Origin of the sequence: [Pantoea] beijingensis (assembly GCF_022647505.1) — a bacterium.
Taxonomy (GTDB): domain Bacteria; phylum Pseudomonadota; class Gammaproteobacteria; order Enterobacterales; family Enterobacteriaceae; genus Erwinia; species Erwinia beijingensis.
Map to the genome: position 1 here is coordinate 2,944,477 of NZ_CP071409.1, position 14,666 is coordinate 2,959,142.

14 protein-coding genes are annotated in these 14,666 nt (G+C 49.1%); 4 read left to right on the forward strand and 10 right to left on the reverse strand.

From position 1 onward, the window contains the following. Positions 1-37 precede the first annotated feature (37 nt). Complete coding sequence (gene thiI / locus J1C60_RS13385; RefSeq protein WP_128179303.1) at positions 38-1,486, reverse strand: tRNA uracil 4-sulfurtransferase ThiI; 1,449 nt, start codon at positions 1,484-1,486, stop codon at positions 38-40. Between the two features lie 238 nt (positions 1,487-1,724). Between thiI and xseB the strand changes: the two genes are divergently transcribed. From xseB to J1C60_RS13405, 4 genes are all read left to right on the forward strand, one after another. After that, positions 1,725-1,967: an exodeoxyribonuclease VII small subunit gene (gene xseB, locus J1C60_RS13390; RefSeq protein ID WP_128179302.1), complete on the forward strand. Its 243-nt coding sequence runs from the start codon at positions 1,725-1,727 to the stop codon at positions 1,965-1,967. Beyond that, positions 1,967-2,866, forward strand: coding sequence for a (2E,6E)-farnesyl diphosphate synthase (ispA, locus tag J1C60_RS13395; protein WP_128179301.1), 900 nt, complete (start codon positions 1,967-1,969; stop codon positions 2,864-2,866). The genes xseB and ispA overlap by 1 nt, the downstream gene beginning before the upstream one ends. 19 nt (positions 2,867-2,885) lie before the next feature. After that, positions 2,886-4,751 carry a 1-deoxy-D-xylulose-5-phosphate synthase gene (gene dxs, locus J1C60_RS13400; protein WP_128179300.1) on the forward strand — a complete coding sequence of 622 codons (1,866 nt, stop codon included), beginning with the start codon at positions 2,886-2,888 and terminating at the stop codon, positions 4,749-4,751. A 205-nt stretch (positions 4,752-4,956) separates the two neighbouring features. Next, a complete protein-coding gene (locus J1C60_RS13405; protein ID WP_128179299.1) occupies positions 4,957-5,931 on the forward strand; it encodes an aldo/keto reductase in 975 nt (324 codons plus the stop codon). A gap of 96 nt (positions 5,932-6,027) precedes the next feature. On the opposite strand, the gene J1C60_RS13410 is transcribed toward J1C60_RS13405, so the two are convergent. The 9 genes from J1C60_RS13410 to ribH all read right to left on the reverse strand — a co-directional run bounded on the left by J1C60_RS13410 (position 6,028) and on the right by ribH (position 14,531). Continuing rightward, the gene (locus J1C60_RS13410; RefSeq protein ID WP_128179298.1) at positions 6,028-6,447 is read right to left on the reverse strand and encodes an HIT family protein; all 420 of its coding nucleotides are present in this window, start codon (positions 6,445-6,447) and stop codon (positions 6,028-6,030) included. 72 nt (positions 6,448-6,519) lie between these two features. Further along, entirely contained in the window at positions 6,520-7,566 is a 1,047-nt protein-coding gene (locus J1C60_RS13415) for a LacI family DNA-binding transcriptional regulator (RefSeq protein WP_128179297.1), read from the reverse strand. A 176-nt stretch (positions 7,567-7,742) separates the two neighbouring features. Continuing rightward, on the reverse strand, positions 7,743-8,516 hold the full coding sequence (locus tag J1C60_RS13420; protein WP_128179296.1) for an SDR family NAD(P)-dependent oxidoreductase: 774 nt from the start codon (positions 8,514-8,516) through the stop codon (positions 7,743-7,745). A 36-nt stretch (positions 8,517-8,552) separates the two neighbouring features. Beyond that, positions 8,553-10,430 carry a TRAP transporter large permease gene (locus J1C60_RS13425; protein WP_128179295.1) on the reverse strand — a complete coding sequence of 626 codons (1,878 nt, stop codon included), beginning with the start codon at positions 10,428-10,430 and terminating at the stop codon, positions 8,553-8,555. Positions 10,431-10,740: 310 nt separating this feature from the next. After that, a complete protein-coding gene (locus J1C60_RS13430; RefSeq protein ID WP_128179294.1) occupies positions 10,741-11,760 on the reverse strand; it encodes a TRAP transporter substrate-binding protein in 1,020 nt (339 codons plus the stop codon). Positions 11,761-12,110: 350 nt separating this feature from the next. Continuing rightward, positions 12,111-12,614, reverse strand: a complete 504-nt coding sequence (gene pgpA, locus J1C60_RS13435) for a phosphatidylglycerophosphatase A (protein ID WP_268967048.1) — start codon at positions 12,612-12,614, stop codon at positions 12,111-12,113. Then, positions 12,595-13,572 (reverse strand): thiamine-phosphate kinase, encoded by a 978-nt coding sequence (gene thiL, locus J1C60_RS13440; RefSeq protein ID WP_128179293.1) that lies wholly within the window; start codon positions 13,570-13,572, stop codon positions 12,595-12,597. Before thiL ends, pgpA begins: the two co-directional genes overlap by 20 nt. Before the next feature lie 52 nt (positions 13,573-13,624). Beyond that, complete coding sequence (gene nusB / locus J1C60_RS13445; RefSeq protein WP_128179292.1) at positions 13,625-14,044, reverse strand: transcription antitermination factor NusB; 420 nt, start codon at positions 14,042-14,044, stop codon at positions 13,625-13,627. Between the two features lie 16 nt (positions 14,045-14,060). Beyond that, a complete protein-coding gene (gene ribH / locus J1C60_RS13450; RefSeq protein WP_128179291.1) occupies positions 14,061-14,531 on the reverse strand; it encodes a 6,7-dimethyl-8-ribityllumazine synthase in 471 nt (156 codons plus the stop codon). Between the last annotated feature and the right edge of the window lie 135 nt (positions 14,532-14,666).

Consider the following 14,666-nt stretch of genomic DNA (forward strand, 5'->3'; position numbering starts at 1 on the left):
CGGCATAAAACAACCCCCTCATTGAGGGGGCTTAGACTCAGGGGCGATAAACCTTCACATTTTTAAAGCCCTGCTCATGCAGATACAGCGCCTGCAAACGACTCATCACACCGCGCTCGCAATACAGCAGCCATGTTTTACTCTGGTCTAAATCACCAAACTGGGTACTGAGTTTATAAAACGGCAACGATTTTACCGCCATTCCTTCAATGTGCAGAGGCTTCGCATCCTGCTCATCAACGGAACGAATATCCAGCACCGTGTCGTTATCGCTGAACGAAACCACCGTCTCGACTTCGACTACCTCTTCCTGAGCTCGCTCAGCGATTTCACGAATATCAACGTTCGTCGCCTCCGCCACGACTTTATCGAGGATAGCAAAATCGAAGTTTTGCTCTTCGGCCTCAATTTTTGTCTTCACCGCTTTCACCGTCGGGCTTTTCGAGATCACGCCACAATATTCCGGCATGGTGCGCGCAAAATCCTCGGTGCCAATCTGGCGTGCCAGATTGATGATGTGCTCTTTATCGTGGGAAATCAGCGGACGCAGGATCAGCGTATCTGACGCGTTGTCGATCAATCGCAGATTAGTTAATGTCTGGCTCGATACTTGCCCCAACGCTTCTCCAGTAACGAGCGCCTGCACGCCATAGCGTTCCGCGACGCGGGACGCTGCGCGTACCATCATACGCTTCAGCACTACCCCCATCTGACCATCGTCAACGTTTTCCAGAATCTCGCCCACTACCGGCTCAAAATTAATGGCCACAAAACGTACGCGGTGTGAACTGCCAAAACGTTTCCAGAGATAATACGCAACCTGGCGCACCCCAATCTCATGCGCAGCGCCGCCGAGATTAAAGAAGCAGTAGTGCACTCGGCAGCCACGGCGCATCAACATATAGCTGGAAACACCGGAATCAAAGCCACCAGATATCAACGACAGCACATCTTCCTGGGTACCGATCGGGAAACCACCTAAACCTTCATAGCGCCCGGTCACCAACAGCAGGCGATCATCTTCAATCTCAAGATTAACCGTCACTTCCGGATGATTAAGTTTTACCTGTGCACTGGCAACGTGTTGGTTAATACCACCCCCAACATAACGCTCAACGTCCTGCGAGCTGAAATCATGCTTACCGCGTCGTTTAACACGCACACAGAAAGTTTTACCCGCAACGCGTTCACGGTTAAGTTCAAGCGTCTGCTCAAAAATATGATGAATATCGGTATACTCGCGATCTTCAACGGCCAGGACGTGATGAATGCCGGGAATACGCGTTAACTCATCAACGAGAGTGGCACGCAGGCTTTCATCTTTGGAGCGCACTTCGATATGATCCCAATGGCGGACAACTGCCAGGGTTTCGTCGTAGTGCTTTAGAACGTTACGAATATTCCCTGTAAGGATCTTAATAAAGCGCAAGCGCACAGATTGGCTTTTGATTGTGATTTCAGGGAACAATTTAATGATAAACTTCATGGCGGCACGGGTTCGGTTCGTTGGGCAATTAAGTGCTAAAAACAAAGGCGCTTAACTGTTAAAATCAATGTATTGCAAAGTAGCCTGAGCCCCTTGCATCCGAGGCGCAAAAGTATACCACCTTTGACGGGCGACTGCTTCAGCAACCGCCGACCTTATCATTATTTTGCTAATTATTTCGAGTCGGCTACCATGTCCGATTGCAACATAATGAAAAATTATTGAGCCGATACGTATTATGCCGAAAAAAGCCGAACAGCCCGCTAGTTTTGAAACATCTCTTCAGCAGCTTGAGCAGATCGTGACGCGTCTGGAAAGCGGTGACTTGCCGCTGGAGGAAGCGCTCAATGAATTTGAGCGCGGCGTACAACTGGCCCGTACCGGCCAGCAAAAACTGCAGCAGGCCGAACAACGCGTACAGATTTTGTTAAGCGATGATAAGGATGCCGATCTTACGCCTTTCATGCCGGATAACGAATAATGGATTTCGCCAAACTACTCTACGGTTACCACCAGCGCGTCAATATTGCGCTCACCCGGTTTATTGCTCCTTTGCCTTTTCAGAGTTCACCTCTGGTGAATGCGATGCGCTATGGCGCCTTATTGGGAGGCAAGCGGCTGCGTCCTTTCCTGGTTTACGCCACGGGGGAGATGTTAAAAGCCGATCCGGCCAGCCTTGATGCACCCGCGGCTGCCATTGAGTGTATTCATGCCTATTCTCTTATCCACGACGATCTTCCAGCTATGGATGATGATAACCTGCGCCGTGGGCAGCCGACCTGCCATATTAAGTTTGGTGAGGATACGGCGATCCTGGCTGGTGATGCGTTACAAACACTCGCCTTTTCAATTCTGGCAGATGACCCTATGCCCGGCGTTTCACCTCAGTCGCGGATCGCGATGATTTCCGAGCTGGCACAAGCCAGTGGCGTTGCCGGAATGTGTGGTGGCCAGGCGTTAGATTTAGCCGCCGAGGGAAAACATATTGATCTAGCAGCGCTGGAACAAATCCATCGCCACAAAACCGGCGCGCTGATTCGCGCGGCGGTGCGCTTGGGTGCGCTGTCTGCTGGCGATCGCGGCCGCGATGCACTGCCAGCCCTCGACCGCTATGCCAACGCAATTGGTTTAGCATTCCAGGTTCAGGACGACATTCTGGATGTGGTAGGTGATACCGCGGTTCTTGGCAAACGCCAGGGAGCCGATCAAGATTTAGGGAAAAGCACCTACCCGGCACTGATGGGGCTGGAGAACGCCCGTGAAAAAGCCTGGGACCTTCATAAAGAAGCTCTCAGCGCATTAGAATCGCTTGCCGCCCAATCATTGAATACAACGCTGTTACAGGCGCTGGCAAGCTTCATAATCGAACGCGATAAATAACTTCCACGATGAGTCTCCGATGAGTTTTGATATTGCAAAATACCCGACATTAGCCCTGGCAAATTCGGTGCAAGAATTGCGTTTACTACCGAAAGAGAGCCTGCCAAAGCTGTGTGATGAGCTGCGCCAGTATTTGCTGGACAGCGTAAGCCGCTCAAGCGGCCATTTTGCTTCCGGGCTTGGCGTGGTGGAGCTGACGGTTGCCTTACATTATGTCTATAACACGCCGTTTGATCACCTGGTGTGGGACGTGGGCCACCAGGCCTATCCACATAAGATTTTGACCGGCCGCCGTGACCAAATTGGTACCATCCGTCAAAAAAACGGCCTGCATCCTTTTCCCTGGCGAGATGAAAGTGAATACGATGTGCTCAATGTGGGTCACTCATCAACATCTATCAGCGCTGGTTTGGGCATGGCAGTTGCTGCCGGGAAAGAAGGTAAAGGGCGGCGTACCGCTTGTGTGATTGGCGATGGGGCCATCACTGCTGGAATGGCATTCGAGGCAATGAATCACGCTGGAGATATCAAAGCGGATCTTCTGGTCGTGCTGAACGATAATGAGATGTCGATTTCAGAAAACGTCGGCGCGCTGAATAACCGGCTTGCTCAGATTCTTTCAGGCAAAACCTATGCACGCCTGCGTGAAGGCGGTAAGAAGGTACTCACGGGACTCCCTCCCATCAAGGAGCTGGTCAGACGCACGGAAGAGCATCTGAAAGGCATGGTTGTACCCGGAACACTTTTTGAAGAGCTTGGCTTTAATTATATCGGTCCGGTAGACGGACATGACGTGTTGGCGCTCGTGCAGACGTTAAAGAATATGCGCGACCTTAAGGGCCCACAGTTTCTACACATCATGACAAAAAAAGGCAAGGGCTATGCTCCTGCCGAAAAGGATCCTATCAGTTGGCATGCGGTGCCAAAATTCGATCCGGCAAGCGGGCTATTGCCGAAAAGCGTAGAGGGTCTACCCAGCTACTCAAAAATTTTTGGTAATTGGTTATGCGAAATTGCCGCCAGCGATGACAAGCTAATGGCCATTACACCCGCGATGCGTGAAGGTTCAGGTATGGTCGGGTTTTCACGCCAGTACCCGGCGCAATATTTCGATGTCGCCATCGCCGAACAACATGCCGTTACCTTTGCCGCCGGTTTGGCCATTGGCGGCTATAAGCCGGTAGTCGCTATCTATTCAACGTTTTTGCAGCGCGCATATGATCAACTGATTCATGATGTTGCGATTCAGAAACTGCCGGTCCTGTTTGCTATCGATCGCGGTGGTATCGTCGGTGCGGATGGGCAAACACACCAGGGCGCTTTTGATATCGCCTTCCTGCGCTGCATCCCGGAAATGGTAATCATGACGCCCAGTGATGAGAACGAATGCCGTCAGATGCTCTACACAGGCTATCACTACCAGCAGGGTCCCAGCGCCGTACGCTATCCACGCGGCAATGGAACGGGCGCTACGCTGCAGCCTCTGGCACCACTCACGCTGGGTAAAGGCGTCATCAGGCACGAAGGTGAAAAGTTAGCCATATTGAACTTCGGCACGTTGCTGCCAGAAGCACAGACTGTAGCAGAGTCGCTTAATGCGACGCTGGTAGATATGCGTTTTGTTAAACCGCTCGATGAAGAGTTGATTCTGACATTGTCTAAAACGCATGAAGCCTTTATCACCCTGGAAGAAGGTGCGATTAAAGGCGGTGCTGGTAGCGGCGTGAATGAAGTGCTGATGGCAAAACGTGTCGGGATCCCGGTCTTGAATCTTGGCCTGCCGGATCGTTTTATTCCTCAGGGCACCCAGGAAGAAATCCGCCACGATTTTCAGTTGGATGCCGAAGGCATTCAGGCACAAATTAACGCCTGGATCACACAGTAAAAACGCTCACGCTCCCCTCTCGTGGGGGGCGCTTCGATTATTATCTTTTGACTCAAGTTTGCAGCTCGTTACGTGCTGCAATGACTTACTTAGTGCGCCATCCCGCACGCAGATGCTATAAGTAAATCCTACCAATGCCGTAAACCGCCCTAATTAATACAAAGGTGAGTGGTGATGAGGTCGTTCCGTTATAACAGGGGTTAGAATGAAAACGATTCAATTAGGTAACACCGATCTGCACGTTTCACGTTTATGTTTAGGTTGTATGACCTATGGTGAACCCGCTCGCGGACAACACGCCTGGACATTGCCCGAAGAGAGTAGTCGACCACTAATTAAACAGGCTCTTGAAGCCGGTATTAACTTCTTTGATACGGCAAACAGCTATTCCGATGGCAGCAGTGAAGAGATCGTGGGTCGTGCACTGAAAGATTATGCCCGCCGGGAAGACGTCATCATCGCAACAAAAGTTTATAACGAGATGAGCAATCTGCCCCGGGGTTTGTCACGCGCTCAAATTATGCAGTCGATTGATGATAGCCTGAAACGTCTGGGAACTGATTACGTCGATTTACTGCAAATCCATCGCTGGGATTACAATACGCCGTTAGAAGAGACGCTGGAAGCGTTGCACGATGTGGTAAAAGCCGGCAAAGCACGTTATATCGGAGCCTCATCAATGTACGCCTGGCAATTTGCCAAAGCGCTGTATACGGCTGATCGCCATGGCTGGACGCGTTTCTCAACTATGCAGGACCAGTATAATCTGATTCAGCGCGAAGAAGAGCGCGAAATGTATCCGCTTTGCCTGGCAGAAAATATTGCTGTCCTGCCCTGGAGCCCACTGGCAAGAGGCCGTCTGACCCGCCCTTGGGGAGAAACCACCGCACGTTCGGTATCTGATGAAGTAGGCCATGGATTATACAACCATAGCGAAGAGAACGACGGCCAAATCGCGCAGCGCGTTGAAGCTATTGCGAAAGACAAAGGCGTGAGCCGTGCGCAGGTTGCGTTGGCATGGCTGCTCAGTAAACCGGTTGTTACCGCTCCCATTATTGGTGCTTCACGTGCCGAACAGCTGGATGATTTGGTTAAAGCCGTTGAGGTTGAGCTAACATCGGAAGAAATTGCTGAGCTGGAGACGGTCTATCGCCCACACAGCGTAGTCGGTTTTAACTGAGTGTAAGGCATGCGGGGGCACCCTCGCATGCCTGTTAAAAACTGCAAACTGCAGATAACAGATGCCGGTCCATTAATCGATAAACCAGCAAAATTATTAGCCAAAAACACGGTCCAAATGCTGTGACATATCCGCAGTGAAAGTATCCGGTAGAGCTCTAACCTCACCTTCACGTAATGCTGTACCCCATATCGCCTCTGGAAAATGACTGTCATCACGATAGCGCGGAATAATATGCCAGTGCAGATGCGGAAGTCCCGTCCCAAGACTGGCCAAATTCATTTTGGCAGGCTGCATAGCGTTAATAATCATTCTTTCAACCTCAGCGACCACCTGAATAATATGATTACGCTCATCAGCCGTCAGCTCACTCAATTCTGACTGATGTTTTTGCCATACAACCCGACACCAGCCAGTAAAGGCACTGTCATTGACCAACAGAACCCGACACTTTTCATTTTTCCATATGACGCTTTCATTTTGTGGAAAACAGTAAGAACATGGATGTTCACTCATGATATTTCCTTTATTTATATTCAATCGCGGGAATAGCGAAAAGACGCCATAAAAACATTTCAGCGAAGCTGACTACTTTTTTTTACGCACTGAATCACGAATAACTAAACGGGGTGTAAATAAAAAGGCTTCGGGTTTAATTTTCGGATCGTCAATCCTTTTAATTAAACGCTCTATCATTAAAGCGGCCATTTCAGCAAGAGGAGGCATAACGGATGTCAAACCCGGATTAATTAATCCCGCAAGCGGGATATTATCAATCCCCACCACTGAAATATCTTCTGGCACCCGGATACCGATATCGCGTAACCCAGCAATTAGACCTATCGCCAGAGCATCATTCACAGTCACAATACCGTCTGGTGATGGATTAAGGGCACTGACGTCACGGGCAAGTTCGCGACCTAATTCTGCCATTTCCGTATCGCCATACGCTTTTGATGCCTTACCTTCAATAACCTGGCTCTCTACCTGCTCACCCTGTCCGGCGATAGCCGTATGAAACCCGGTAATTTTATGGCTGCGGCTCATAATATGACTGGCTTCAGTGACAAAGGCCAAATTCCGGCACCCTTGCTGAATTAAATATTCGGTGGCAATCCGACCCGCCTCAATATTATCCATCGATACGCTGTCACACAGAAGTTCCGTAGATGCAGATAGCGCACCAACTCGGCTGTCATAATTGACCATGACCAACCCCTGAGACGCGGCCTGAAAAAAGTGAGGCTTATCTACCGTACTTGAAGCAACAATCACCCCTTTGATACCATGCGCCAACATATCTTCGAGAAATGTATCTTCTTCGCTTTCCTGACGATAAGTATTACCCAACAAAACACGATAACCATCCCAGGCTTTCGCGGCCAGATCGATCTCACGGGCCAGTGCGGCGAAACTGGGGTTAACAATAGATGGAACCAGTAAACCAATCATTTTTACCTGACCCGTTTTTAACTGCTGGGCAATGCGATTCGGCTGGTAATTTAGTTCACGCATAGCAACCTGTATACGCAGTAGCGTTTCATGCCGCATTTGATCGGTTCGTCCATTGATCACGTTCGATACCGTGCTTACGGATACGTCCGCATGCCGTGCTACATCGCGTATATTGGCCATCTCTGTTCCCAGCGTGTTACTTCATCCCTACGACGCACCTCATATATCCTGAAACGGTATCTGCGCCAGGCCCCCACTCGCTTTGAGTATCGGGGACTCCTTATGCAGTTTTGATACCACTTCAATTATTCAGAATATACCTGCCACGTCGCACTCCCCTTAACATCTTGCGGTCATTAAGGTGCCATTTGACCACCGTTAATATCAACGATTTGCCCGGTAATATAGCCACTAAAAGAATGACTTGCCAGATACAGATAGGTCGGCGCAACTTCCTCACTGGTGCCGAAACGCCCCATCGGGATGGAATTACGCATTTTCTGTAGCACTTCTTCACTCTTTCCATGATGAAAAGCGGTATCAATACTGCCGGGCGATACGATATTGAAGCGAATATTATCGCCGGTAAATTCTTTTACCCAGTTACGATGGATACTGTGGACCCAAGCCTTCGCGCTACCGTACAAACCGGCACCTACACCGCCGCCATCGCGTCCGGCGATAGAGCCGGTACTGATTACCGCAGAGGTCTTGCCGCTTTCCTGCGCCGAGCGGCGGAGATGTGGAATAGCATATTTTGTCACCATCACCACTGACCGGACATTCAGGTCCATCACGCCGTCATAGAATACATCATCGATATTTTCCAGCGCACTGCGCCCGCCCAATCCTCCGGCATTATTAATTAACACATCAATGCCACCAAAATGCTCGGCGAAATCGGCCACCAGTTTTTCACAATGTGAAGACTGCGTTAAATCAGCACCAAGCTGAATATATTCACCGGGTAAAGCATCAAACTCAGCCAGGATATCAGGATCTTTAATGATATTTCGCCCATTAATTCCCACTTTAGCGCCGTATTGTAAAAATAACTTCGCCGTAGCCAGACCAATTCCCGCCGTTGATCCTGTGATCAGTACGCGTTTACCCGTTAATTCATTTAGCATACAAGAACCTCTATTAGTAAATAAACTGAGACAATATCAATATCCGGCAAGCTGAGGTAACCATGTTGTCATTACCGGAAGTAGCGAAACAATAATGATCCCCACAAACACAATCAGAGAATATTTCATCATTGGTCTGACGATATCTTTCATTTCGACACCACAAATCATACATGTGGTATATAAACCTAATCCCATAGGGGGCATAAATAATCCAAAGCCCATCGCCATGATCATCACGATACCGAAATGTAGAGGGCTAAAACCTAATTGCGTTGCAATCGGGACCAGAATTGGGGCAAAAATAATTAATGCTGGAGCCCCCTCAAGTACGGCACCGAAAATAACCAAAATAACAATGCTGAGACACAGAAAAATCCAGGCGCCATACTGATGACCAACCGTGACCAACAACTCGGCAATCTGCTGGGGAATCATTTGGATCGTCAACGCATACGAAAGGCTAGTTGCACATGCCACGATAAACAGCAATACACCCGACATTGTTCCCATATCAATGAACATCTTTATCGTAGCTTTAAGCGTCAGTTCACCAAATGCCAAACGACCAATAATTATGGCGTAGACGACCGCAAACGCGGAGATTTCCGTTGAGGTAGCAATGCCGAGCATCACACCGCGTCCAATCATAAAAATCATGAGCAACCCGACTGCAGCCCCAAGCCACAACTGCTTACGGGAACGCATGACCGGATAGGCTTCACTAATATCTACCCGTCCACCAAAGCGGTTAGCTGCAATTAGCAGTAGCACCAGCAGAAAAGCCGCAGGGACAATACCCGCGATAAACAATGCACCAATTGAAATATTGGCAATAAATCCCATCACGATCAGGTTAACGCACGGTGGAATCGTTTCGGCCATCACGGCAGAGGCCGCAAATACGCCAGCGGCTTCATTGCTATCCTGTTTGCCGCGCCTGACCGCTGGCATTAATACGCCGCCAACCGCAGCAACGTCAGCCAACTTAGAACCAGATATGCCGGAAAAAAAGGCCATTGACAGAACCGTGGTCATATTCATGCCACCACGAAAACGCCCCATCCCACGGACAATTAACTCCACCAGTCGGGTAGACATCCCGTTAACTTCCATCGCAGCACCAGCCAACAGGAAAAATGGGATCGCCAGCAAAACAAAGTGGTCAACGCCCGCAACTACCTGCTGCGAGAAAAACACAAACGGTAACGAGGGGGAAAAAATAAAAAATACCATTGCCGACAACCCGAGCGTAAAGGCAATGGGGACTCCTGCGATAATTCCCACCACAAAACAGGCAAACATCAGTGCTGTTGCTAACGATGATGGGTCGTCCATCACCGAGAACTGCAGCCAGGAGAGTGCAGCCAGTATTACGATTCCGACACCACTATAGATAATGACTTTTAGCTGGCCTCGCAGCGCATGCTCCAGCGCAGCGATACACATGATCAATGCTCCCGTTACCACGGGAATAACGAAGATAATCTGTGGTAGCCCGGTTTCCGTTGTCTGCGAGCGAGCCGCATCAAATAAGCTCGATCCAGAGATCAACAAACCGATCGACACCAAAACCAATACCCAGCGACTGGCATGAATAATGTAGGGGCGCAGCAATGCGGGAAAGAATTTCTGAAAAATATCAACCCCGATATGCCCGCCACGTCCGGTTGATGCCGCGACACCAAAAAAAACCAGCGCAACCATCATCGCCCTTGCCATTTCCTCAGCCCAATGTAAGGGGGAGTGCAGCAAATAGCGAAAGATAACCGATGAAAAAACAATCATTACGTCTACAAACAATACCACGCCAGCGGCCCATGAAGCGGCAGTCGCCAGTACTTTACTAAGCCGGCTTAGCACTGCGATATGGTCAATTTCTGCAGCTTTTACTTTTAGCGTTGAGTCTGTCATATCGAACCTCATCTTTCGGTTCCTGTTAACACACGATCCCGTTATGATTTATACGCAACGCCATTCACATTGCCGAAAGATGGCGAACGCATGCATTTACTTCTGTCAGTAAACGGGGCAAAAAATGTTACAGCCCTGGGCACAGCAGAATGCCTTCCCTGGCAATTCGACTTGTGTATTCATGTGTTCGTTTTATCTGAAGTCACGCTTGCGGCGCTGTTCAGAAAATACAGCCAACAAATCTGTAAATTGACGCATTTCGGGTATAAATGACGAAATATATTGTTCCTGAATCACTATATTTAATTATTTACTGTTGTCCCGTTTTTTGAATTTCGTCAACGACAGGTTTCATATCAGGATATTTATTCAGGAAATCATCCCAAACCGGGCGGACTTTCTGGGCAAAAAGTGCAGTATCAGTTTTATGAAACTTCACACCTTTCTCTTCCAGAAGACGAATGGACTGTTGTTCAACAACTTTATATTGTTGCCGCTCATATTCAGTCGCCTCTTTCGCTGCAGCAATAAAGTCAGGACGAATATCAGCAGGAATACGATCGAAGCTGGCTTTATTCATTGCAATCATAATGGGGTTATAGCTGTGTTGTGTTAGCGTAGCATTCTTAATTATTTCATAATACTTACTGGCATACACCGTCGCTGAATCATGCTCCAAACCATCAATCACACCGGTTTGCAGTGATGAGTAGACTTCGCCGCCAGGCATAGGTATCGCAACGGCTCCCATATGATTTATCGTGGCAATAAAATTAGGTACGGGCAATACACGAATTTTCAAATTATCCAGGTCGGAAGGTTTAACTATTTCTTTTTTAGTAAAAATATTTCTTGCGCCGAGGTTATAACCGTACCCCAACACCACGATATTCGCTTTTTGCAACATTAAGCCAGAAAGCATTTCTCCGGCTTTACCATCTAACGCCGCACCAGCCTGATCAAAATCTTTAAATAAATAACCGAGATCGAGCACCCCCATCTGCGGCACCATGGTCGCCCAGATAGAGGTTCCTGAAATCATCATATTTATTGCACCAATTTTCACTTGCTGTGTGGCATCAGCCTCTTTCCCCAACATACTGTTTGGGAAATAGTGAAGTTTAATTTCATCATTCAGGCGAGGATTTTTTTCAATATTTTCCTGGAATCGTTTAAACCAGATGTAATGTGCAGAATTACCATCTGCAGTAAGTGATGAATAAACACGTAAATCGCTTGCTGCAACAGCCTGTTGCCCAAATCCAGAGAATAACCAAAAGCCCGCGGCAACCAGCAAATAACGTAGAGTAAGATGTAAATTGGCTTTCATAATATTTCCTGTGACGTCACGTGAATTAGGATGCCTTTTCCTGCCCTCCCGATACTGAGGTCATTACGGCATATCGTTATCGTGAACTTATTTAACTGTAACGTTTTAGTAAACCGTTACAGTCACCATATATTCCTCGTCAGGAGAGTTCAACATGCACATTCAACATCGGCACGGTTTTTAAAATATTTGTGAAGGAGATCGAAATTTAGCCAGCGTTTAGACAAAAAACACAAGGGGGGAATGATGTGAATATGATTGAGAGGGGAACAGCCGTACAGACTGGATATTTATTGGTATGTTCTACACTGCTCCCCCGGAAAAACAGGCCGGAGGTGCAGTATCAAGGGTTAGAATGGCCAGTGATAACCAAGATAGTAAAGGATGCCGGCAGAGATGATCCCCGCAATGATATCGTCGATCATGATCCCCATACCACCATGGACGTTACGATCGAACCAGCGAATTGGCCAGGGTTTCCACATATCCAGAACACGAAAAATAACAAAACCCGCCGCAACCCACTGCCAACTCATTACCGGTATTGCCATCAGGGTTATCCACATCCCGATAAATTCATCCCAGACAATACTGCCGTGGTCGTGGACTCCCATATCTTTTGCCGTGCGATGACAAAGGTAAACACCCAGGCAAATACCCAGCATCACCAGCAGCGAATAGAGTTGGAGCGGCAGAAAAGTCATCAGCCACCAAAAAGGAATCGCGGCCAGTGAGCCCATCGTACCCGGCACCCAGCGGCTTAAGCCACTGCCGAATCCCGTAGCCAATAGATGCCAGGGATTACTCATTTTCAGGCGGCTTTTTGCAATATCTTTATCGCGCGTCAAAATGATCGAATCCTTTCAAGTTAACCTCAACGGGTTTCCCGTCCTGCAGTAGCGTGACACCTTCGGATTCAGGCGCAATCTGCCCGATACAGGTAAAGGGCACGCCAAGATGACCCAGCGCTACGTCAATTGCACCCCGATTAATTTCAGGAACGGTGAAACACAGCTCATAATCTTCCCCCCCGCTCAGCGCCCAGCGTAAAGCCAGTGGCCTGTCAATATGCTCTGACAGTGAGGATGATAACGGCAGCGCATCAAGGTTGATGCGTGCACCGCATTCGCTCGCTTTCAATACATGGCCCAGATCAGAAATCAGGCCATCGGAGATATCGATGGCTGAGCTGGCTAAATCGCGCAGTGCCTGCCCCTGAAGAATACGTGGCATTGGACGCAAATGACGTTTAATCAATGCTTCACAGGCAGCGGGATCGGCAATTTTTATATGGTGCTGCAATAGTGCCAGCCCAGCAGCACTATCGCCTAGCGTACCGGTCACGTAAATCCAGTCGCCAACGCGGGCACCTGACCGTTTCAGCGCACGCCCGGTCGGCACCAGCCCATGAATACCAAGCGTCAGGCTTCGCGGCCCGCGTGAGGTATCCCCGCCAATTAACTGCATATCATAATAATCAAGCAGTTCGAATAGGCTGTCGCTGAAGGCTTTTAGCCATTGCTCATCCACCTCCGGCAGCGTGATCGCTAGCGTAAGCCAGGCAGGATCGGCGCCCATTGCCGCCAAATCGCTCAGGTTTACTGCCAGCGCCTTGTAACCCAGATCGGAGGGATGAATATCGCGTAAGAAGTGGATGCCTTCTACTAGCGTATCGGTACTGATCGCCAGCGTTTGTTTCTCTGGTACGTTCAGTAACGCGCAGTCGTCGCCGATGCCTTTCTCAACATCGCGACGAGAGCTTGTCACGCGATTAAAATAACGCGCGATAAGTTCGAATTCGCCACATGCCATAAATGCGTTCCGGTAAGACCAGGAAAAAGGCCGGGCAACCGGCCTCAGGAGACTACTTTCTGTTGGGGCGAATCTGTGGAGCGGCTTTATCCAGCACGCCATTGACAAATTTATGGCTGTCTTCGGCACCAAATATTTTTGCCAGCTCAATGCCTTCATTGATGGCCACTTTATACGGCACATCTGAACGCTTGCTCAGCTCAAACAGCGAAATACGCAGTACGGCTTTCTCAACCTGTCCCAGCTCTTCAAGCTGGCGTGACAGATAAGGTTTCATCAGGCCGTCCAGATATTCCGCATTGGTCGCAACGCCAACCAGTAACTCACGGAAATAGCTGATATCAACGTCTTTGACGTCTTGCTCCGCCAGAAACTGGTATTCGACATCAGCGATGTCGTTTTTGGACAACTGCCAGGAGTAAAGCGCCTGGACAGCGCACTCACGGGCGCGGCGACGTGCAGCAGGTTTCACAAATTTCCCCTTAAAATCAGGCTTTAATGGCTTTCAATACATTGATCATTTCAAGTGCGGTCAACGCGGCTTCCGCGCCTTTATTTCCCGCTTTGGTCCCCGCGCGTTCAATCGCCTGCTCGATGTTCTCGGTAGTCAATACGCCGAAAGCAACGGGAATATCACTGTTCATTGCGACGCTGGCGAGACCCGAGCTGGCTTCACCTGCAACGTATTCGAAGTGGGCGGTACCGCCACGAATCACGGTGCCCAAAGCAATGACGGTGTCATGTTTGCCCGCTTTGGCAATGGCGCGTGCCGTCATCGGCAGCTCATAGGCACCGGGCACCCAAACCACGGTGATATTTTCATCTTTAACCTGGCCAATACGCTTCAGTGCGTCAATAGCACCATCCAGCAGGCTTTCGTTGATGAAATTGTTGAAACGCGCGATAACAATAGCAACGCGTGCATCAGGAGTGGCGACAGCAGCTTCAATAATCTTCATAATCTTCCTTTCAGGGTTCTGTTTGGCCCCGCAGGGGGGCGGATTCTAACATACTCTTTGGCGGTCTGCTTTCGCTTTTATGCAGGCCTGCATTTCATCTGGTAAAACGCCAGGATCAATCGCTTGATACATGCT

Coding starts and splice junctions, on each gene's coding strand:
- J1C60_RS13425 (WP_128179295.1), bottom strand. CDS start 10,430: ATGACAGACTCAACGCTAAAAGTAAAAGCTGCAGAAATTGACCATATC.
- xseB (WP_128179302.1), top strand. CDS start 1,725: ATGCCGAAAAAAGCCGAACAGCCCGCTAGTTTTGAAACATCTCTTCAG.
- J1C60_RS13415 (WP_128179297.1), bottom strand. CDS start 7,566: ATGGCCAATATACGCGATGTAGCACGGCATGCGGACGTATCCGTAAGC.
- dxs (WP_128179300.1), top strand. CDS start 2,886: ATGAGTTTTGATATTGCAAAATACCCGACATTAGCCCTGGCAAATTCG.
- thiI (WP_128179303.1), bottom strand. CDS start 1,486: ATGAAGTTTATCATTAAATTGTTCCCTGAAATCACAATCAAAAGCCAA.
- ribH (WP_128179291.1), bottom strand. CDS start 14,531: ATGAAGATTATTGAAGCTGCTGTCGCCACTCCTGATGCACGCGTTGCT.
- J1C60_RS13420 (WP_128179296.1), bottom strand. CDS start 8,516: ATGCTAAATGAATTAACGGGTAAACGCGTACTGATCACAGGATCAACG.
- thiL (WP_128179293.1), bottom strand. CDS start 13,572: ATGGCATGTGGCGAATTCGAACTTATCGCGCGTTATTTTAATCGCGTG.
- ispA (WP_128179301.1), top strand. CDS start 1,967: ATGGATTTCGCCAAACTACTCTACGGTTACCACCAGCGCGTCAATATT.
- J1C60_RS13430 (WP_128179294.1), bottom strand. CDS start 11,760: ATGAAAGCCAATTTACATCTTACTCTACGTTATTTGCTGGTTGCCGCG.
- J1C60_RS13405 (WP_128179299.1), top strand. CDS start 4,957: ATGAAAACGATTCAATTAGGTAACACCGATCTGCACGTTTCACGTTTA.
- J1C60_RS13410 (WP_128179298.1), bottom strand. CDS start 6,447: ATGAGTGAACATCCATGTTCTTACTGTTTTCCACAAAATGAAAGCGTC.